Here is an 18300-nt window from a genome sequence, read left to right as displayed (position 1 = left end):
CGTGTGCGCTGCGCCGGCAACAGCGTGGCAAGGCCTGGCTTCGCGGCTGCGCTCAGCCGGTGCCAGAGCACGACGGTGGCGAGCAGTGAGGGGCCGCTCCGGCAGTGGGGGTGCAGGACTCGGGACGTTCACCGCACTGTTCCTTGTCCCCGGGCTACCTCGCCCCCGAAGCCGCCTTGCTCCGCGACGATTTCCCGGCCGCCGGCTCACCGCCACCGGCCACATTGCGCACCATCGGAAGCCGGACCCGCCTCGTGGATCCGGCTTCAACCGCGCCCGGGCGCGAACGACTCGGGGTGGATCACGAGGACCCGAGGCCGTCCGGCTCAGGGCGTGCGGGCGGGGTGGTCGAACCATGCCGTCACGGACCGCTTGTAGCCGTCGGGCATGAACAGGTCGGAGACCTCGGCGCGGGTGAACAGGCCGATCTCGCAGTGCTCGTGGCTGAGGACCGGGGCGGCGTCGGCGTCCGGGAGATGGATGCCGTAGGTGACGATCAGGACGTGGCGTCCGGGCAGGGGTTCATAGACCCACGTGTCCAACAAGGGCCCGGTCCGAGCCCGCCAGGCGGTCTCCTCCTCGATCTCGCGCACCACGCACTCGGCCGGCTCCTCACCCGACTCCAGTCGCCCGCCCGGCAGTTCCCACTCCCGCCGCTCGTTGCGCAGCAAAAGCACACGATCGCGGCGGTCGACCACGACGCCCTTGACCGAGACCGGCCACGTACGGGAAGCGGGTGTGTCCACGACGCAATCCTCCATGCGCTCGACCACCGACGCTCGGGAACCGCCGGCGGCGCCCACGAGCAAAGGGCCGTGTCAGTCTCCCGCACGACGCCTGTGCCACGGCGGGGTTCCACGTGCGCGGGCCGACGACCGGACCGGCGGCATACCGGAACGACCCCGGCCCCACACCGACATGCAGTGGGCCGGACCCGCGTCGCGGTGGATGTCGTAGAAGCGTCGCAACACCATCTCGCGTGCGCGACGGTGGCCGGGGCGTAGCCGGACCCGGCCGGCGGCTTTCCCGGCACGGGGTTCGGGGCGTTGGCCGCCTGTACCGACCGCCGAGCCGCTCGCCTCGGCTTGACCGTCCGCCGAATCCAGCGACTGGAGTCCCTGGCCTCTGCCCGGGTCGCCCGGTCCCGAGAAGTGCCCACCGACTGCGGGAACCTTCTCTGCACCAAGCAAGCCGACACGCCGAAGCAGACTCGAGACTGCCGCTGCGTGCCGCGGCCGTCGAACTCTGCCGGTTCCCGGCTTACCTCTGTCTGCTCACCGGCTGCGGCGCCCCGAAACATCAGCTCGTGCCGATGAGTACGTGCGAAATCTGACGGCGACTGCGGCGTCCCCGGGGGTCAACGCCAGGGCATGTGCTGTAGGCACCAGGTATTGCCGTCGGGGTCGGCGAAGTACGCGTAGAACACTCCGCCGAGGTCCTCGACCTCGCTGATCTCGACGCCGCGTTCGACGAGTTCGGCGCGGGACGCCTCGATGTCGGCGACCACCAGGTGCAGACCGCGCAGTGTTCCCGGAGGCATGTCGAGGGTGGGGAGACCTTCGGCGAGGGTGATCGAGCATGCCGAACCGGGTGGGGTGAGTTGCACGATGCGGACGCCGGGCTTCGGGTTGACGTCGACGTCGAGGCGGAACCCGAGCCGGTCCTGGTAGAAGGCTTTGGCCCGTTCGATATCGGTGACCGGCACCGGCACCAGCTCCAGCAACAGCGTGCCGGGCGGCACGGGTGGGTTGCCGGAATCCTCGGGGATCTCCTTGGCGGGGGTGGGCGTGTCGGTCATGGGTGACGCCTTTCGTGGATGAGGGTGGCGAGCAGGGCGGCAAGACGGTCGTATCCTTCGCCGGCGCCGCGTTCCATCGGGCTGCGCACGACCGCGTCGCGGATCTCGGACGAGGAATATCGCGCGGTGACGGTCATGGCGGTGTGTCCGTCCGTCTCGTCCAGAACGGTGACGACCAGTGCCGCACCGTCGGCCCAGTCACGGTGGATCTCGGTCTGTACGAGGCGCACCGGCGGCACGACCTCGCGGAACAGCCCATGGAGTTCCATCTCGGCGCCGGCCGGGCCGGTGGAGACGAACCGCCAGGCACCGCCGGGGCGCGGGTCGACCTCACAGACGGTGAGCCGCCAGCCGCGGGCGCCGTGCCAGCGGCGGAGCAGTTCCGGTCGGGTGAGCGCGGCGAAGACCAGCGGCGCGGGAGCGGCGAATGTACGGGTGAGGACGAGGTCGGTGGTCCCGGAGGCGACGACCCGCAGCCCGAGGCCGGGGTGTGGGGATGTCACGTTTCGCCGTCCTGCAGGTCGTCCAGCAGGGCATCCAGTCGCTGGTAGCTGGTTTCCCAGTAGTCGCGGTAGTCGGCCAGCCAGTCCGTGGCCGTCCTGAGCGGTTCGGCCACCAGCCGGCACGGCCGGCGTTGCGCGTCGCGGCCGCGACTGACCAGGCCGGCTCGTTCGAGCACCCGCAGGTGTTTGGAGACGGCCGGCTGGCTCATCGCGAATGGCGCGGCCAGCTCGGTGACCGTGGCATCACCGGTCGCGAGCCGGGCCAGGATGGCCCGCCGGGTGGGGTCGGCGAGTGCCGCGAACGTCGCGTCCAGCGTGTCGCTTGCAACCATGTAGATAACCTTCCGGTTCTATAACCTGTTGGTTTTATACGTGCCGGAATCCGGATCTGTCAAGAACACGAACGCTCCGGGGCCGGGATGGTGGTCTGGGTGGGGGGAGATCGCGAACTTCTACCATCCGCGGTAGCCGACGGTCGTCGGCGAGACGAGGGTCCGGGTTTCTTCGACCGCGTCGCGCTGCGCGAGGTGTACAGCGCGCTCGATGCGGCGAACGCACAGCGCACCTGCGCCCTGGTGCTGCCGATCCCGGGTGGCGGATCCGCGCCGCGGCGCCGAACGGCGCCCCGCCGTCCCGGCCGGGACGGCGGGGCGCCGCGTCACATGACGGCGCGCGTCACGCCCGCACTATCGGGGATCCACCGCCGTCAGGCCCCGCTCGTCGAGGTTCAGCCATCGCGTGATGCCGAGCCCGCGCAGGAACGACACGTCGTGGCTCGCCACGATCAGCGCACCCCGGTACGACTCCAGCGCGGTCGTCAACTGCCGCACGCTCGCCATGTCGAGGTTGTTCGTCGGCTCGTCGAGCATGAGCAACTGCGGCGCGGGCTCGGCCAGCAGCAGTGCCGCCAGCGTGGCCCGGAACCGCTCGCCGCCCGACAACGAGTCCGCCCGCTGGTCGGCCCGGCGTCCCCGGAAGAGGAACCGGGCCAGCCGCGCGCGGATCTCGTTGTCGCTCGCACCCGGCGCGAAACGGCCGACGTTCTCCACCACGGTCAGGTCGTCGAACAACAGGTCCAGGCGCTGCGGCAGGCAGCGCATCGGCACCTCCCGCCGCACCTCGCCGGTGCGCGGCTCGGTCAACCCCGCGATGGTCCGCAGCAGCGTCGTCTTGCCCGAACCGTTGCGGCCGAGCAGCGCGATGCGCTCGGGCCCGCATACGTCGAGCTTCACACGCGGCCCGAACCGAAGCCCGACGCCCGGCAGCGCCACGACCTGCCGGCCCTCCGGCACCTCGGTCAGCGGCAGGTCGACGCGGATCACGTCGTCGTCGCGTACCGCCCGCTCCGCCTCGGTCAGACGCTCGCGCGCGTCGGCCAGGCGCTCGCCGTGCATCGTGCGGTGCTTGCCCGCCGCGACCTGCGCCGAACGCTTGCGCTGGGCCATGACGACCTTCGGCTCGCGCTTGTTGTCCCACATCTTCCGGCCGTAGCGCTTACGGCGGGCCAGCTTGTCGTGCGCCTCGATCAGCTCGCGCTGTTGGCGGCGTACGTCGGACTCCGCCACCCGCACCATGCGCTCGGCGGCCTCCTGCTCCACCTCCAGCGAGTTCTGGTACGCGCTGAACGTGCCGCCGTACCAGCGCACTTCGCCGTCCCGGAGATCGGCCACCCGATCCACCAGCTCCAGCAGCCCGCGGTCGTGGCCGGCCACGACCAGGACGCCGGGCCACGCCTCGATCGCGTCGTACAGGCGTTCGCGCGCCACGAGGTCGAGGTTGTTGGTCGGCTCGTCGAGCAGCAGTACGTCCGGGCGGCGCAGCAACTGGCTCGCGAGAGCCAGCATGACCGACTCCCCGCCGGAGAGTTCGCCCGTGGTGCGGTCCAGGCCGAGGTGCGCGAGGCCCAGGCGCTCGAGCGTCGCGATCGCGCGCTCCTCGACGTCCCAGTCGTCGCCGATCGCCGCGAAGTGCGCCTCGTCGACCTCGCCCGCCTCGACCGCGTGCAGGGCCGCCCGTTGCGCCGCGATGCCGAGCACCGTGTCCACCCGGGCGGTCGTGTCGAGCGTGAGGTTCTGTGGCAGGTAGCCGAGTTCACCGGTGACTCGCACCGAGCCGCGGGTGGGCGCGAGGTCGCCCGCCATCAGGCGCAGCAGCGTGGACTTCCCGGCGCCGTTCAAGCCCACGAGGCCGGTACGGCCCGGGCCCACGGCCATCTGAAAGTCGTCGAAGAGGGTGTCGCCGTCCGGCCACGCGAAACCGAGATCGGTGCAGACGATGGACACGGTGAAGGTTGACATGGTTGATGCCTCCAGGGGCGCTCGCGGACAGGGCGACGTCTGGAGATCCGCGGGCGCGCGGTGCATCGACCGGTGGAGGGGGAGGGCGGCAACGCCTGGGATCAGGCGGTCCCGAGGACCGGGAAGGCGGCTCCGTGCCGAGGTCGAGATCGCGCGCCTGCGCACCACGGTTGCCCGGGTACGGTGCGGGTCTCCTGCCTCAGACGAGCAACGGCCTTCTCCTTCGGGTCCCGCCGGAACATGTGCGGCCCGAGCGACTCGGGCCAGTGCGAACCTAGGCGAGCCTCAGGCGTCCGGCAACGCATTTTCCGCGTCGTACGCCTTCACGAGCCGCCTCGGTGCGGTCAACCGCCGCGCCCCGGCGACGAGTTCGGCCGGTTCGTCGCGGCCCACGCGTACCGCGGCGCGAAGGGAGGCGGGAGCGTGGCGTGGTGGCGGTGGTGGTCCCGGTCCGGGAAGGCCGTGGCCCGGACGGCGGGGGAAACGACGAACGTGTTCTCCGGCGGCACGGTCTCGATGCTGGTGCAGGGGCGGCACGTTACGGTGCACCTCCCCAGAGACGTTCCGTACGTGTTGCGAACTGCCGCCCGCACCGGACGTGTTCACCGGGCGCGAACGCGAACGTGCCCGCGTCGCGGCCGGCTTGGCGCCGCTCGTGTCCGGCGGCAATGGCGGCGGTGGTTGCACGGTGTCGGTGGTGGCGGGAATGGCCGGGGTGGGCAAGTCGGCACTGGCGTTGCGGGTCGCCCACGACATGGTGGCCGCAGGCCGGTTCACCGGGGGTGCGATGTTCCTCGGCCGCGCCCAGGCCGAACTCGACGACGCGCTGCGCCGCCTCGGCGACACGCGTGGCGCCGCAGCCTGACTCGTCCGGCACGGCCTTCGGAACGTTCGTGGACGGATGGGCCCGCCGGCTCGGCGGCGGCGGCGTCGGGCGATGACGGGCACACGTCGATCACGGTCGGCCCCGGGCTGCTTCACCTCCGCGGGCCGTCGGAGTGGCGTCCTCGATCCCGATCGAGCACGGCATGCGCGTGCCCGCCACCTGTGCCGGGATCGCCGAAGAACCGGCCCGGCAGGAAGAACCGGCCCGGCAGTTCGAGCGTGCGGTGTCCGAACCCGGCCCCACCTCATCGAGGCCATGCTCCCGCGTCACCGCACACGCACGCCGGGCCGTCGAGATGCTCAGGCTTCCAGGCGGTGGTCCTCGATCCAGCCCTGGGAGGTCGTCACCCGGGCGCCCCGAGCAGGGAAGACACGCTCCATGAAGAAGTCGTGGACGTCCGGCTCGGCGTCGGCGCAGGCGTCGCTCACGACGGTGACGCGATAGTCGAGGTCGAGTGCGTCGACGAGGGTTGCCGCCACCATCGCGCCGGTCGCGACACCGGTCAGGACGAGGGAGTCGACGCGCCGGGCCCGCAGCAACAGGTCGAGGTCGGTACCGGCGAAGGCGCTGGTCCGCCGCTTGCCCACGACGGCTTCGTCCGCCCGTGGCTCCAACTCCGCGGCGATTTCGGTGGCCTCCGCACCTTCGTGGAAAAGGTTCCCGGCCTGGTGGAACCGCTGGAACAGCTCGTTGTTCGCCGAGACGTCGGCGCCCGTGGGCCGCAGATGGGTGCGCACGAAGATCACGAGCAAGCCGTCGGCCCGCGCTGCGGGCAGCAGCGACGACAGAGCGGGAACGGGTTGCCGGGCGAAGGGATAGCTCGCGAGGATGCCCTTTTGCATGTCACCGACGATCAGTGCCGGATTCGCCGGCGCGGTCATGCGATCTTCTCCTTCTCGGACGGCAGGAGCACCTGACGACTCGTGCCATCGTGCTCCGCCTTGCGCCCGGCGGTGAGGAGGATGGCCGCGCCCGCGACCATGATGAGCGCGATGGTCAGCAGAGCGTAGGTGTAGCTGCCGGTCGTGTCGGCGATGAAGCCGGTGAAGTAGGGGCCGACGAAGCCGCTGATGTTGCTCACCGAGTTGATCACAGCGATGCCCGAAGCGGCGGCCGCGCCGGTCAGAGACAGCGGTGGCAGCCGCCAGAACTGGGGCATGGCCGTGTAGATACCGGAGACGCTGAGGCAGAACGACGCGATGAAGATGACGTTGTCGTGCGTGAACGTGGCTGTCACCAGGCCGACGATTCCGACGCCCATGGGAATCACGGTGGAGGACACCACCGACATGCCTGAGGCGACCTTGGGCCAGACCGCCATGGCGATGATCGCGAACGCCGACGGGATGCCGGCCAGCAGCACACTGCCGACGTTCGACATGCCGGAGACGCTGCCGGTCAACGTGGAGATCATCGTGGGGAGGAAGAAGGCGATCGGGTACAGGCCGAAGACGATGGCGAAGAAGGCCAGCGCCAGCGTCCAGACCCGCGCGCTGGTGAGAGCCTGGCGCATGCTGGACAGCGCGCCACGCGCTTCCTGCTCGGAAGTTTCCTGCGCGAGCCGGCGTTCGATGGCTTCCTTCTCGACCGTCGTCAGCCACTTGGCGTCGCGGGGCCGGTCGGGCAGCATCGTGAAGACGAGGATTCCGGCGAGGAGGGTGATGGCCCCCTCGACCAGGAACAGCGATCTCCATCCGGCCAGTCCGGTGAGACTCTGCCCCCAGGACAGGAGGGCGGCGGCCAGGGGCGAGCCGATGATGCCCGACAGCGGAATCATCATGAAGAACGCCGACAGGGCCCAGGCCCGGTACCTGCGCGGAAACCAGCCGGTCAGGTACAGGAGGATGCCCGCGGCCAGTCCTGCCTCGGCGAAGCCGAGAAGGATCCGCATGGCGTAGAGCTGGCCGACGTTTTGCACCGCCGCCGTCGCCATGGTGACCGCGCCCCAGGTGACGAGGATGCGAGTGATCCACCGTCGTGCCCCGAACCGGCGCAGCATCATGTTGCTCGGTACCTCGACGAGGACGTAGCCGATGAAGAACAGTCCGGAGGCAAGTCCCATCTGCGAGCCGGAGATGCCCAGGTCCTTGCTGAGGGGCACGGCCATGTAGCCGAGATTGGCGCGGTCGATGTAGCTCATGACGTAGGCGATTCCGATGAGCGGGATGATGCGTATGCCCACCTTGCGCCACAGCCGGCGCATGGATCGGTCGGTGGAGGCGGGGACGGTGACCTCGGCCATGACGGTGACCTCTTCTCGGGCGTGGTACAGGGGATGCTCCGGGGCGCGGCCGGGCAGGGGAGAGCGGTCGTTCAGCGGTGGTGAGCGGAGCGGAGTTCTTGCGTGGCGGCGATATCGACGGTGCCGGTGGGCGTGATGACCACGCCGTAGTCGCGGGCCGCGCCGGCGACGGTCACCTTCTGGTCGAGCACGTCCTGCAGGACCCGGTCGGCTTCCCGGGTCAGGGCGCTGCCGTGACCTCCTCCGCCGGCGGTGACGTGGCGGTGGCGGTCGCCGGCGGCCAGGGTCCGGACGACCTTGGTCGGCAGGATCTGCTCCTGCGGCGTTCCGGTGTCGAGGATGTTGGACGAGGGAGTCCCCGGTCCTCCTCCCGCAAGGCCGTAGGGGAGGTGCCGGCGCCGGTCCGAACGGATCTGTACCGAGGCCTCGGGGTGGAGGATCGTCATGTCGCGGAAGGTCGACAGGCCACCGCGCCACCTGCCCGGTCCGCCGGTGTCGGGGAGATAGCCGTAACCGTCGATGCGAAGGTGCCCGGACTGCTCGAGCTCCTCGATCGGCGTGTTGGCGAGGTTCGCACCGAGCGGGCTGATGCCGTCCACCCCGTCGCGATCGGGCCTGGCCCCCCAGGCGCCGCACAGGACGTCCCACAGGACGGTGCTGGATCCGTCCTGCTCGGTGACGCCGATCGCGATGGAGTCGGGGCCGCCGTCGCCGGCGGCAGGGACTCGGTGGGGGAAGACCGGTGCCAGAGCGCCCAGGACGGTATCGATGATGCGGTAGGCGACCAGGCCGCGTGCCCCGCGGGCGGACGGGCGTCTGCCGTTGAGGATGCTGCCTTCGGGGATGACGAATGTGAAGGGGCGGTAGAAGCCGCTGTTGGCCGGGATGTCGGATCCGAGGGCTCCCTGGATGGCGGCGTAGGAGGCGGACTTGGTGAACGAGGCGGTGGCGTTGAGCGCCGAGGCGACCTGCGGGGACGATCCGGTGAAGTCCAGGTGCAGGGCGTCGCCGACGATGTTGACGGTGACGCGGAAGGGGATGGGGGGCGAGCCGAGCCCGTCGTCGTCGATGTAATCCTCGAATGTGTAGCTGCCGTCGGCGGCTTCGGTGACCGCGGCACGCAGGAGGGTCTCGGAGTAGTCGAGGAGTTCGTCGATCAGCACAGCCAATTCGTCGGTTCCGTGGCGCCTGGCAAGTTCCTTCAGTCCTTCGCCGCCGGCGTGGCAGGCGGCGAGTTGCGCCTCTAGGTCACCGCGCAGCAGGCCGGGCTCGCGTACGTTGCGCAGGATCAGGGCCAGGAACGTTTCGTTCAGTACGCCCGCGTCGACCAGGCGGGACGGGGGGATCTGGACGCCTTCGGCGAAGATGCTGGTGGACTGCACGGCCATCGATCCGGCGGCCCAGCCGCCCACGTCGGCGTGGTTGACGACGGTGACCGAGTAGCCGATCAGTTCCTGCTCGTCGGTGAAGACCGGCCCCACGGCGAAGATGTCGGGCAGATGCATGCCGCCCAGGTCCGGATCGTTGAGGAGGTAGACGTCGCCGGGACGGACGGTGTCCCCGAACGCGTCCAGGATGGCGCTCATGGCCTCGGGGATGGAACCGAGGTGCACCGGGCAGGTGTTGGCCTGGGCGATGACCCGCCCGGCGGCGTCGCACAGCGCGGCCGAGAAGTCCATGCTGGAGGCGACGATCTGCGAGTGGGCCGTACGCAGGATGGTGATCGCCATCTCGTCGGACAGTCCTGTTACCGCGTTGCGGAACACCTCGAACGTGGCGGCGTCGCGGATGGGGTGCGGGCTCATGACGATTCCTTGGTGGCAGTGGTCCAGCGGATGACGATGTTGTCGAGGCTGTCGCGGTGCGCGGTGGCCCCCGGCGGCACCAGGGTCGTCGAGTCCATGTCCTCGATGACCAGCGGTCCGGGCACGCGGTGGGCGGGCAGTTCGGCGCGGGCGATGACCGGGGTGTCTTGCGTGCGGTCGAACCGGCAGGCCCGGGAATGGGCGGGGCGGGAGTGTTGCGGGAGCAGACGCAGCGCGCGGTCGATGGTGATGGGGTTGCGTACCGTGCCCCGCACGCGGATGTTGACGATTTCGATCAGTTCGTCACCGCCCGCGCGACCGTAGGTCCGGCGGTGCTCGGCGTGGAACCGCGTGCGGGCCCCGGCCATGAGGGCGGGTGTGACGGTGCCGTTGGGGATCACGATCGGGAGTTCGAACCGCTGGCCGTGGTAGCGCATGTCGAGGACCCGCTGCACATCGGCTTCTGCGCTCGGCGCGGCTTCCCGCAGCGCCCGGGTGATGTCCTCGGCCATACGGTCGAACTCGGCGGTGAGCGCGCCGGGTTCGTCGAGTTGGGGGCGGTGGGGTGCGACCGACTCGCGGGAGGTGTCGGCCACGAGCAGGCCGAGGCTGCTGAACAGGCCGGTGTGCACGGGAACGATGACGGTGTCGATGCCCAGTTCCTTCGCCAGAGCGGCACCGTAGAGGGGGCCCGCTCCTCCGAAGGCCACCATGACCGCGTCCCGCGGGTCGCGGCCGCGTTCACTCGTGACGGCCTTGACGGCCTTCGTCATGTTGGAGACGGCGACCTCGTAGGCGCCGCGCGCGGCAGCGGGGATGTCGACGTCCAACTGTTGGGCGATGATGTCGAGGGACTTCTCGGCGAGGTCCGGACGGATCGCCACCCGACCACCGGCGAGGGACCGGGGACTGAGGTAGCCCAGGACGACATTGGCGTCGGTGAGCGTGGGATGGTCGCCGCCGTTGCCGTAGCACGCGGGGCCGGGCCGGGATCCCGCGCTTTCGGGACCGACCCTCAGGGAACCCGCCGCGTCCACGGAGACGATGCTGCCGCCGCCGGCGCCCACCTCGGCGATGTCGATGGAAGGCACCCGCACGGTGTAGCCGGCGCCCCGGCCCATGCTTCTCGTGAGGTTCATTCCTCCGCCGACCTCGTAGTCGGCGGCGACGAAGGGCTCCCCGTTTTCGATGAGCGAGGCCTTGGCGGTGGTGCCGCCCATGTCGAACGCTACGACGGAGTCGAGGCCCATCAGTTGGGCGAGCTTTTGCACGGCGATGACGCCTGCGGCGGGGCCCGACTCGATGATCTGGACAGGCCGCCGCACCACGGACGCCGCGTCGAGGAGGCCGCCGCTGGACTGCATGATCATGAGGGGCTCGGTGATGCCCGCCGCGCGCAGCCCGTCGCCGAGCGCGCTGACGTAGTTGTGCACCTGCGGTCCGACGTAGCTGTTCACGACCGCGGTGCTGGTGCGTTCGAACTCCCTGATCTGCGGTGAGATGTCCACGGAGGCGGTGACGAACACGCCGGGCAGCAGTTCGCGCAGTTCGGCTGCGACACGTTGTTCCTCATCGGGGCGGACATGGGAGTTGATCAGACAGACGGCGACGGCCTCGATGCCCGCCGCGCGAATCCGATCGGCCAGGTCGGCCACTTCGGCGCTGTCCGCGGCGGGCCTGAGCTCACCGTTCGCGGTGATGCGCTGATCCAGTTCGTAGCGGTGGCGGCGCGGCGCGAGCGGCACGGGCTTTTGCCAGGACAGGTCGTAGAGCAGGGGGCGGCGCAGGCGGCCGAGTTCCAGGACGTCCCGGAAGCCTTTGGTGGTGACCAGCGCGGTGCGCGCGCCGCGCATTTCAAGGATCGCGTTGGTGGCCACGGTGGTGGCGTGCAGCATCGCGTGGACCTCATGCGTCTCGACGCCCGCGTCACCGAGCGCGGCGGCCGTCCCCTCCAGGACCGCGGTGCCGAAGTCGGGCGGAGTGGAGAGGACCTTGACGGGCAGGACGCGGCCGTCGGGTCCGAGGGCGATGACGTCGGTGAAAGTGCCGCCGATGTCGGCACTGACGCGCCAGCCTTCGTCGCGACCGGTCGTGGGTGCTCCTGACACGTTCGGCTCCTTCGGGGGTGGGCCTGGTCGACGCGGACGTCTCGCAGGCGCATGCGTGGGTCAGAGAATTGAGATCTCAGAGGACCTCACTGAGATCTTTTGGACAAGTGAGATGCAGAGCGCGTGCCCACAGTGGGGGGAGGGGCACGAAGCAGCCGGGATTGCGGGTTCGGCGGGGGCTCAGGTGCTGCGGACACCGGCGGTCAGGGAAGCCAGCCGGTCTGTGACTTCGGTGAGGGCGGCCGTGCTCCCGCCGTACAGCACGCGGGCATGGGTGGCCGGGCCCTGAAAGGCATCGCCTGCCAGAGCGGTGACACCATGGGACAGCAGCAGGTCCTCCAGTGCGCGGCCGGCCACGCCGAGCGGGCCGAAGTCGACGAAGGCGAAGACTCCCGCGTCGGGCGGCGGGGTTTTCAGGCCCGCCCGGGCCAGGCCGGCCACCAGGAGGTCGCGTCGCGGGCGCAGCGTCGCGAAGGAGGGTTCGATCCAGTCCTGCGGCCCGGTGAGGACGGCGACTGCGGCGGCCTGGGCGACGTCGCCCACGTTGATCACGTCCCATTCGAGTGCACGGTGGATCGGTTCCAGCAGGTGGGCGGGAGCGTGCACGTAGCCCACCCGCCAGCTCGTGAAGGCGTAGTTCTTGCTGAGGCTGGTCACCGTGACCAGGTCGGGATGGCGGTCGCGCAGCAGCATCTGGGGCTGGTAGCCCGGGCCTTCCCATACGTAACGCTCGTAGGATTCGTCGGCCAGGACGATCAGGCCGTGGCGCGCCGCCACGTCCAGAAGCTGCCCGAGCCGCTCCCGACTGGGCAGGTAGCCGGTGGGGTTGTTGGGATTGCAGATCAGCAGCGCCCTGGTGGCGGGGGTGACGGCGGCTTCGACGGCCGCAGGGTCGTGGTCCCATCCGCGCTTCTCCTGCGACGGCACATAGACCGGGCGGACTCCCGCCAGCCGGATCATGCCGTCGAAGAAGTAGGTGGGGGCCGGCACGAGGACCTCGTCGCCCGGATCCAGAAGGGCACGGAGGACCACGCTCATGCCATGTTGCGCTCCGTGGGTGATGAGCAGTTCGGCCTCCGGATCCGCGTCGACCCCGAGGGTGATCCGCAGGTGATCGGAGATCGTTCGGCGCAGTTCGGCCGAGCCCCGGCTCCGGCGGGGGAAGACCCGGCCCGCCGCGGTCCGGGCGGCCTCGACGACGTGTGCGGGCATCGGCAGCACCGGGACGCCGCCCATGGGGATCAGGTCGGCACACGGCCCCGACGCGTCGGGCACGCGTTCGGCGAGTTCGAGGGCCGGCAGGCGTTGCAGGGGCATTGTGATTCCCTACGCTGAGATCTCTATGTGACTAACTGAGATCTCAGTCCACCACTGGGAGAACCTTCTGTCAACGGTTCCGGAACGTCTGGGGGCAGGAACTCGTCGTCACGCGTCAGGACACCTGGATACTGGCCCCGGTAATCGAATCGCTGGACAGGAGCGCGCCGATGATGTGCTCCTGCGAGGTCCGCGTACGGGCGCGCATGGCCGCGCGGGCGGCGGCGGGGTCGCGCTCGCGGATGGCGTCCAGAATGGTGCGCCGCTGGTGTGCGGCCGTTGCCGAGAACGGCAACGACTTCAAGGTGATCCGCAGGACGCGTTCCAACTCGTCGAAGGCCCGGACGATCGACTGGGCCAGCATGTCGTTGCCGCAGCAGTTGGCGATGATGGCGTCGAACTCGAGGTTGGCCCGCAAGAAGTCGTCGACCCCGGCCCTGTCGCCCAACTCGTAGGATGCGCCCAGCAGTTTCTCCATGCGGGCCAAGCTCGGCTCCGGACAGCCGTGCTCCGCGGCCAGGCCCGCGGCCTCGGTCTCCAGGAGTTGCCGGAACGCACACAGGTCCCGGGTGCCCTTCACGGTCACCGGCAGGATGCGGTACCCCGATCGGGGCAGCGCTTGGACCAGGCCGTCGCGCTGGAGACGGGTCAGAGCTTCCCGGACGGGCATGGTGCCCGCACTCGCCAGGCGCGAAAGGTCGGTCTTGGTGACGTGTGCGCCGGGTCGCAGCTCGAGCTCGATGATCTGCCGCTTGATCGCCAGGTAGGCGCGCTCCGTGGCATTCGAGCCGGCGTGATCGGTGCTGAGGATGGCCGGCAGATACTTCACCTGGCCATCCTAGCGATGATGATCCCAGTTGGTGTCTCTCGGATCTCAGAGGGTCTCGCCGGCAGGCACCACCGCGACGTCCTCGTACCCCGGCAGGTGCCGGATCGACGGCGTGTCCGGCCAGGAACCCTGCCGTGGTGCCGGCATCGTCGTCAAGGCTCGAGAAGCCATACGTCAGGGAGTGCGTGCGGCCGGATCATGCCGCGGGCGACCGTCAGGGGTGCGTCGGTGGCTGCGGCGACCTCGGCAACGGTGACTCCCGGCGCCGTCTCCACCAAAAGCAGGCCGAAGCGGGTCACGTCGACGACGGCGAGGTCGGTGATCACCCGATGCACCACACCGCGTCCGGTGAGCGGCAGGGTGCAGCGCCGCACAAGTTTGGGGCGGCCGTCGCGCGTGGTGTGCTCCATGACGACGATGACGCGGCGAGCGCCGTGCACGAGGTCCATCGCGCCACCCATCCCCTTGACCATGTGTCCGGGGACCGTCCAGTTCGCCAAATCCCCCGTCGCCGAGACCTGCATGCCGCCGAGGACCGCGGTATCGATGTGGCCGCCGCGGATCATCGCGAACGACAGCGCCGAGTCGAAGAAGGACGCGCCGGGCCGGGTCGTCACCGTCTCCTTGCCCGCGTTGATCAGGTCGGGGTCGACACGGTCCTCCTCCGGGTACGGGCCGACGCCCAGGATCCCGTTCTCGCTCTGCAGTACGACGTCGACGCCGGGCGGCAGGTGGTCGGGGATGAGCGTCGGCAGCCCGATGCCCAGGTTGACGTAACTGCCCGGGGTCAACTCGCGGGCCGCTCGGGCGGCCATCTGTTCGCGGGTGCGCGCCATGTCAGTCCCCTGCCCGGTTGGTCGCAAGCGCGGTGGTGCGCTTCTCGATGCGCTTCAGTCCCGGGTCGGCGACCGCAACCACACGCTGGACGAAGACACCGGGAAGGTGCACGTGGTCGGGGTCCAACGCACCCGCGGGGACCAGTTCCTCGACCTCGGCCACGGTGATACGCCCGGCGACGGCCACCAGCGGATTGAAGTTCCGGGCGGAGGAGTGGAATACGAGGTTGCCATGGGTGTCGCCGACCGCCGCGCGCACCAGCGCGAAGTCCGTCGTGACGGATTCCTCGAGCACATATTCCGCGCCGTCGAAGTGGCGGGTCTCCCGGACCGGGGAGGCGACCTCCACTGTTCCGTCCGCGGAATACCGCCACGGCAGTCCGCCCTCCGCGACAACTGTGCCCACCCCCGCAGGCGTGTAGAACGCCGGGATGCCCGCGCCGCCCGCCCGGAGTCGTTCGGCCAGCGTCCCCTGCGGGACGAGTTCCACTTCCAGCTCGCCCTCCAGATACTGGCGCGCGAACTCCTTGTTCTCCCCGACGTAGCTCGACGTCATCCGAGCGATCCGCCGTGCGGCCAGCAGGATGCCCAGACCACCGTCATCGACGCCGCAGTTGTTCGAGACCACACGCAGGCCCCCCGTTCCGCAAGCCAGTAGTGCGTGGATCAGGTCGTGCGGGATGCCGCACAGTCCGAACCCCCCGACCGCGACGGTCGCGCCGTCGGGGATGTCGGCGACCGCCTCGGCGGCGGATGCCCATGTCTTGTCCATAGTTCGAAGACGGTAGGGCCACGACGCCGGCGCGGATATGTGTGAGGGAACCACACCCTGCGGCGATGTGATGGGTGGAACCGCCATGCCGGAGCGACGGACCACCCGGCATGATCCCGAGGTGCCGTGCAGGGCGGGCGGGAGCCGAGCGCTTGCGCATGCCGATCGCAGCGGCTGAAGACTCCCGAGGCATTCATGTGCATAATCACCCGATGGACGCTCTAACGGCGACGGCCGCCGTGCGCAGTCTGTTCACCCTCCTGCACGACGAGGCGCCGGCGGCAGAGTTCGAGGCTGTCGTCGACAGCGTCCGCGCCGCGGGCATCGGCCCTGCTCTGCTCACCGAGGTCGACGCCGCATATGCGACCGCGATGCGGCTTCGCGACGTCCTTCGGGAGCACCGCCGCCGCGAAGCCGAACTCGCCGCCCTCAACGAGACCATCGGCGACCTGGCCGCGCTGCGGGACGTCGACGCGGTGCTGTCCGCGATCGTGCACCGGGCACGCTCGCTTCTCGGCTCGGACACCGCGTACTTGTCGCTGCAGGACACGGACACAGGCGACACGTACGTCCGGGTGACCGCGGGCGCCGTGTCACCACGGTTCCGGCAGCTGCGTATGGCGATCGGGGACGGGATCGGAGGCCTGGTCGCCGAACGCGGCACCCCGTTCGTTACTGCCGACTACTTCGCCGACACCAGTTTTCGGCATACCTCTCGTCTTGACGAGGGAGTCGGCGACGAGGGGCTCGTCGCCATGCTCGCGGTGCCACTCGTCGTCGACGACACGGTGATCGGGGTGCTGTGGGCCTCCGACCGCCGTCCGCGAGTGTTCCGTCCGGGGGAAGTGTCACTGTTGACCGCGCTCGCGGCCCACGCGTCCGTCGCCATCGACAACGCGAATCTGCTCGCCGCAACCCGGTCCGCGATCGCCGAGCTGGCCGACGCGCACGCCGGAGCCCGGGCACACAGCGCTTCGATCGAACGCGCCGCCGCCGCCCATGACCGGTTCACCGGGCTCGTCCTTGCGGGCGCCGGGGTGGACGACGTCGTCCGAGCGGTGGGGGAACTCGTCGGCGGTGACGCGTCCGTGCTGCTCGGCCCCGACGCCGGAAGCGCCATGGACGCCGCCGACCCCGATTTCGCGGCAGCCCGCGGGCAAGCGCTGGCCACCGGGCGCGGGGCCCGGGTCGGCAACGTCGACGTAGTACCGGTTGCCGCCGGCACCGAGTGGTTCGGCGTACTGGTGCGTCGCGGCGAGAGCGACCCGCCCGACTCGACGGCTTCGGACATGCGCACTCTGGAGCGCGCGGCGATGATCGTCGCGCTGCTCCTGTTCTTCCGACGCTCGGCGGACGAGGCCGAGCACCGGCTCGCCGGAGAGCTGGTACGCGACATCCTCGCAGCCCCGTCGCCGGATCGGAGGGCGATCGGCGACCGGGCGGCACGATTTGGTGCGGACCTGAACCGGCCGCACGTCGTCGTGGTGGTTCAGGTACCCGGCGCCGACCGTTCGCGAGTGGCTTCGGCGGCTTGGCACTTGGCCGCGACATCCGGAGGCATGGCGGGCGAGATCGACGGAGGTGTGGTCCTGCTGCTTCCCGAGACGGACCCTTCGGCGAGCGCGCGGCGCGCGGCGACGGAGATCGGCCATGCGCTCGGGCGCCCCGCGACGGCGGGGGCCGCCGGCCCGGCACCGGACCTGGACGCGATTCCCGATCGGTACGCCGAGGCCGGCCGGTGTGTCGCGGCTCTGCGCGCGCTCGGCCGGTCCGGGGAGGGCGCCTCGGCCGACGAACTCGGCTTCCTGGGCGTGCTCTTGGCGGATACCAAGGACATCGCCGGCTTTGTCCACGCGACCCTGGGCCCGCTGCTGGACTACGACGCCACACGCGGCGCAGAGTTGACCCGAACTGCCGCGGCGTATTTCGACTCGGGGCGCAGTCCGGCGCGGACGCGCAAGGTGCTGCATGTACACATCAACACCGTGACTCAACGGCTGGACCGCATCGCGTCCTTGCTCGGCGCGGATTGGCGGGAGCCCGATCGAGAGCTGCACATCCGACTGGCGCTGCACCTGCGGGGGATGCTGCCGAGGTGATCCGGTGAGGGTTCCTCCCTCGACGCGCGCCACGACGCCGGGCACCGCAGCTCGTCGCACCGGTGAGTGACGGTTGCAACTCGCTGAAGGTCCCCGAGACCGAGGCCGATCGCACGTGGGTCGGGCTGCGCAGGAATCCCAACGGCTGGGCGGGCTATCTCACGCTGCGGCTGGTCGCGCTGGTGGAAACCGGCACCTGCGGATTGCTCGCCGCAGCCATGGGTTCCTCCCGGAGCGGGGAACTCACGCGTGCCCGGGCCCTGTTGCCGCACCTCGGCGGCGGCATGCCGGCCCTGCTCGACCGAGCCTACGACGTCGGCGCGTTCTTGCCTGCCCTCGCGGACACCGGCGCGCACCTGGTGGGTGTGCACCTGTCCATGGTGACGCACCGAAGACGGATCCCAGGCGTCGCGCAACGGCCGCGAGGGTCGCCGAAACGCTGTGCCGTCGGTGACGCGCGGGCTGTCCGCGATGCGCCGAGGATTCCTCTGCACACGTTCAATTGGCTTGTTGTGAACGGTAGTTCGTATATCGGCCGAGTTGGATGATCGTCTTCTGCCGGTAGCTTCCCGATGCCAGACTGACGGGCGCCCCGTCGGGGCACGAAGGTTTCGTTGTGCGCCGCTTCGGTTCGGGGGGACCGATCGGGAGCCGGCGTCCGCGCGTGGAGGGGGAAGCGTGGCACTTCAGGATTCTCTGTTCAAGGTCTACGGTGACCGGTCGTACACCCATGTGACGATGGCGCGCCATCAGGGCACGACCGTGGCGTTCGCCATGGACGCGTCTCGGCGGATCGTCTATTCCGTGC

Annotated in this window: 16 protein-coding genes; 3 read left to right on the top strand and 13 right to left on the bottom strand. The window is 70.0% G+C overall.

Features of this window, described 5'->3' with window-relative positions; all coding sequences use genetic code 11:
- Nucleotides 1–326: 326 nt before the first annotated feature.
- The 5 genes from ACIBM5_RS31910 to ACIBM5_RS31890 form a co-directional block, all read right to left on the bottom strand.
- On the bottom strand, nucleotides 327–746 hold the full coding sequence (locus ACIBM5_RS31910; protein ID WP_396010059.1) for an NUDIX domain-containing protein: 420 nt from the start codon (nucleotides 744–746) through the stop codon (nucleotides 327–329).
- A gap of 611 nt (nucleotides 747–1357) precedes the next feature.
- Nucleotides 1358–1798 (bottom strand): VOC family protein, encoded by a 441-nt coding sequence (locus ACIBM5_RS31905; RefSeq protein WP_396010057.1) that lies wholly within the window; start codon nucleotides 1796–1798, stop codon nucleotides 1358–1360.
- A complete protein-coding gene (locus ACIBM5_RS31900) occupies nucleotides 1795–2301 on the bottom strand; it encodes an SRPBCC family protein (protein ID WP_396010056.1) in 507 nt (168 codons plus the stop codon). Before ACIBM5_RS31900 ends, ACIBM5_RS31905 begins: the two co-directional genes overlap by 4 nt.
- Entirely contained in the window at nucleotides 2298–2633 is a 336-nt protein-coding gene (locus ACIBM5_RS31895) for an ArsR/SmtB family transcription factor (protein ID WP_396010055.1), read from the bottom strand. The genes ACIBM5_RS31900 and ACIBM5_RS31895 overlap by 4 nt, the downstream gene beginning before the upstream one ends.
- A 354-nt stretch (nucleotides 2634–2987) precedes the next feature.
- Nucleotides 2988–4598 (bottom strand): ABC-F family ATP-binding cassette domain-containing protein, encoded by a 1611-nt coding sequence (locus tag ACIBM5_RS31890; protein ID WP_396010054.1) that lies wholly within the window; start codon nucleotides 4596–4598, stop codon nucleotides 2988–2990.
- A 598-nt stretch (nucleotides 4599–5196) separates the two neighbouring features.
- Between ACIBM5_RS31890 and ACIBM5_RS31885 the strand changes: the two genes are divergently transcribed.
- Complete coding sequence (locus ACIBM5_RS31885; RefSeq protein WP_396010053.1) at nucleotides 5197–5463, top strand: hypothetical protein; 267 nt, start codon at nucleotides 5197–5199, stop codon at nucleotides 5461–5463.
- A gap of 320 nt (nucleotides 5464–5783) precedes the next feature.
- Here the strand turns inward: ACIBM5_RS31885 and ACIBM5_RS31880 are convergent, their stop codons facing one another.
- The 8 genes from ACIBM5_RS31880 to ACIBM5_RS31845 form a co-directional block, all read right to left on the bottom strand.
- Nucleotides 5784–6365, bottom strand: coding sequence for a cysteine hydrolase family protein (locus ACIBM5_RS31880; RefSeq protein ID WP_396010052.1), 582 nt, complete (start codon nucleotides 6363–6365; stop codon nucleotides 5784–5786).
- Nucleotides 6362–7726 (bottom strand): MFS transporter, encoded by a 1365-nt coding sequence (locus ACIBM5_RS31875; RefSeq protein ID WP_396010051.1) that lies wholly within the window; start codon nucleotides 7724–7726, stop codon nucleotides 6362–6364. The genes ACIBM5_RS31880 and ACIBM5_RS31875 overlap by 4 nt, the downstream gene beginning before the upstream one ends.
- Nucleotides 7727–7797: 71 nt before the next feature.
- The gene (locus ACIBM5_RS31870; protein WP_396010050.1) at nucleotides 7798–9531 is read right to left on the bottom strand and encodes a hydantoinase B/oxoprolinase family protein; all 1734 of its coding nucleotides are present in this window, start codon (nucleotides 9529–9531) and stop codon (nucleotides 7798–7800) included.
- A complete protein-coding gene (locus ACIBM5_RS31865) occupies nucleotides 9528–11639 on the bottom strand; it encodes a hydantoinase/oxoprolinase family protein (protein WP_396010049.1) in 2112 nt (703 codons plus the stop codon). The genes ACIBM5_RS31870 and ACIBM5_RS31865 overlap by 4 nt, the downstream gene beginning before the upstream one ends.
- Nucleotides 11640–11819: 180 nt before the next feature.
- Entirely contained in the window at nucleotides 11820–12956 is a 1137-nt protein-coding gene (locus tag ACIBM5_RS31860; protein WP_396010048.1) for a pyridoxal phosphate-dependent aminotransferase, read from the bottom strand.
- A 115-nt stretch (nucleotides 12957–13071) separates the two neighbouring features.
- Nucleotides 13072–13785 carry a GntR family transcriptional regulator gene (locus ACIBM5_RS31855; RefSeq protein ID WP_396010047.1) on the bottom strand — a complete coding sequence of 238 codons (714 nt, stop codon included), beginning with the start codon at nucleotides 13783–13785 and terminating at the stop codon, nucleotides 13072–13074.
- Nucleotides 13786–13937: 152 nt separating this feature from the next.
- Nucleotides 13938–14621 (bottom strand): CoA transferase subunit B, encoded by a 684-nt coding sequence (locus ACIBM5_RS31850; protein ID WP_396010046.1) that lies wholly within the window; start codon nucleotides 14619–14621, stop codon nucleotides 13938–13940.
- A 1-nt stretch (nucleotide 14622) separates the two neighbouring features.
- Nucleotides 14623–15393 carry a CoA transferase subunit A gene (locus ACIBM5_RS31845; RefSeq protein ID WP_396010045.1) on the bottom strand — a complete coding sequence of 257 codons (771 nt, stop codon included), beginning with the start codon at nucleotides 15391–15393 and terminating at the stop codon, nucleotides 14623–14625.
- 212 nt (nucleotides 15394–15605) lie between these two features.
- Here ACIBM5_RS31845 and ACIBM5_RS31840 point away from each other — a divergent pair, with 212 nt between their 5' ends.
- Together ACIBM5_RS31840 and ACIBM5_RS31835 are read left to right on the top strand one after the other, a co-directional pair.
- Nucleotides 15606–17492, top strand: coding sequence for a helix-turn-helix domain-containing protein (locus tag ACIBM5_RS31840; RefSeq protein WP_396010044.1), 1887 nt, complete (start codon nucleotides 15606–15608; stop codon nucleotides 17490–17492).
- A gap of 62 nt (nucleotides 17493–17554) precedes the next feature.
- Nucleotides 17555–18040: a hypothetical protein gene (locus tag ACIBM5_RS31835; RefSeq protein ID WP_396010042.1), complete on the top strand. Its 486-nt coding sequence runs from the start codon at nucleotides 17555–17557 to the stop codon at nucleotides 18038–18040.
- Nucleotides 18041–18300 lie beyond the last annotated feature (260 nt).

It is taken from the genome of Embleya sp. NPDC050493, assembly GCF_044458105.1.
GTDB lineage: Bacteria > Actinomycetota > Actinomycetes > Streptomycetales > Streptomycetaceae > Embleya.
Note: the sequence above shows the minus strand (reverse complement) of the source record. Positions and strands in the feature narration are given on the sequence as shown.

Excerpts from the sequence above, each read along its gene's own strand:
- ACIBM5_RS31860 (WP_396010048.1), bottom strand. The coding sequence starts at position 12,956 with ATGCCCCTGCAACGCCTGCCGGCCCTCGAACTCGCCGAACGCGTGCCC.
- ACIBM5_RS31870 (WP_396010050.1), bottom strand. The coding sequence starts at position 9,531 with ATGAGCCCGCACCCCATCCGCGACGCCGCCACGTTCGAGGTGTTCCGC.
- ACIBM5_RS31875 (WP_396010051.1), bottom strand. The coding sequence starts at position 7,726 with ATGGCCGAGGTCACCGTCCCCGCCTCCACCGACCGATCCATGCGCCGG.
- ACIBM5_RS31845 (WP_396010045.1), bottom strand. The coding sequence starts at position 15,393 with ATGGACAAGACATGGGCATCCGCCGCCGAGGCGGTCGCCGACATCCCC.
- ACIBM5_RS31890 (WP_396010054.1), bottom strand. The coding sequence starts at position 4,598 with ATGTCAACCTTCACCGTGTCCATCGTCTGCACCGATCTCGGTTTCGCG.
- ACIBM5_RS31840 (WP_396010044.1), top strand. The coding sequence starts at position 15,606 with ATGGACGCTCTAACGGCGACGGCCGCCGTGCGCAGTCTGTTCACCCTC.
- ACIBM5_RS31895 (WP_396010055.1), bottom strand. The coding sequence starts at position 2,633 with ATGGTTGCAAGCGACACGCTGGACGCGACGTTCGCGGCACTCGCCGAC.
- ACIBM5_RS31905 (WP_396010057.1), bottom strand. The coding sequence starts at position 1,798 with ATGACCGACACGCCCACCCCCGCCAAGGAGATCCCCGAGGATTCCGGC.
- ACIBM5_RS31880 (WP_396010052.1), bottom strand. The coding sequence starts at position 6,365 with ATGACCGCGCCGGCGAATCCGGCACTGATCGTCGGTGACATGCAAAAG.
- ACIBM5_RS31850 (WP_396010046.1), bottom strand. The coding sequence starts at position 14,621 with ATGGCGCGCACCCGCGAACAGATGGCCGCCCGAGCGGCCCGCGAGTTG.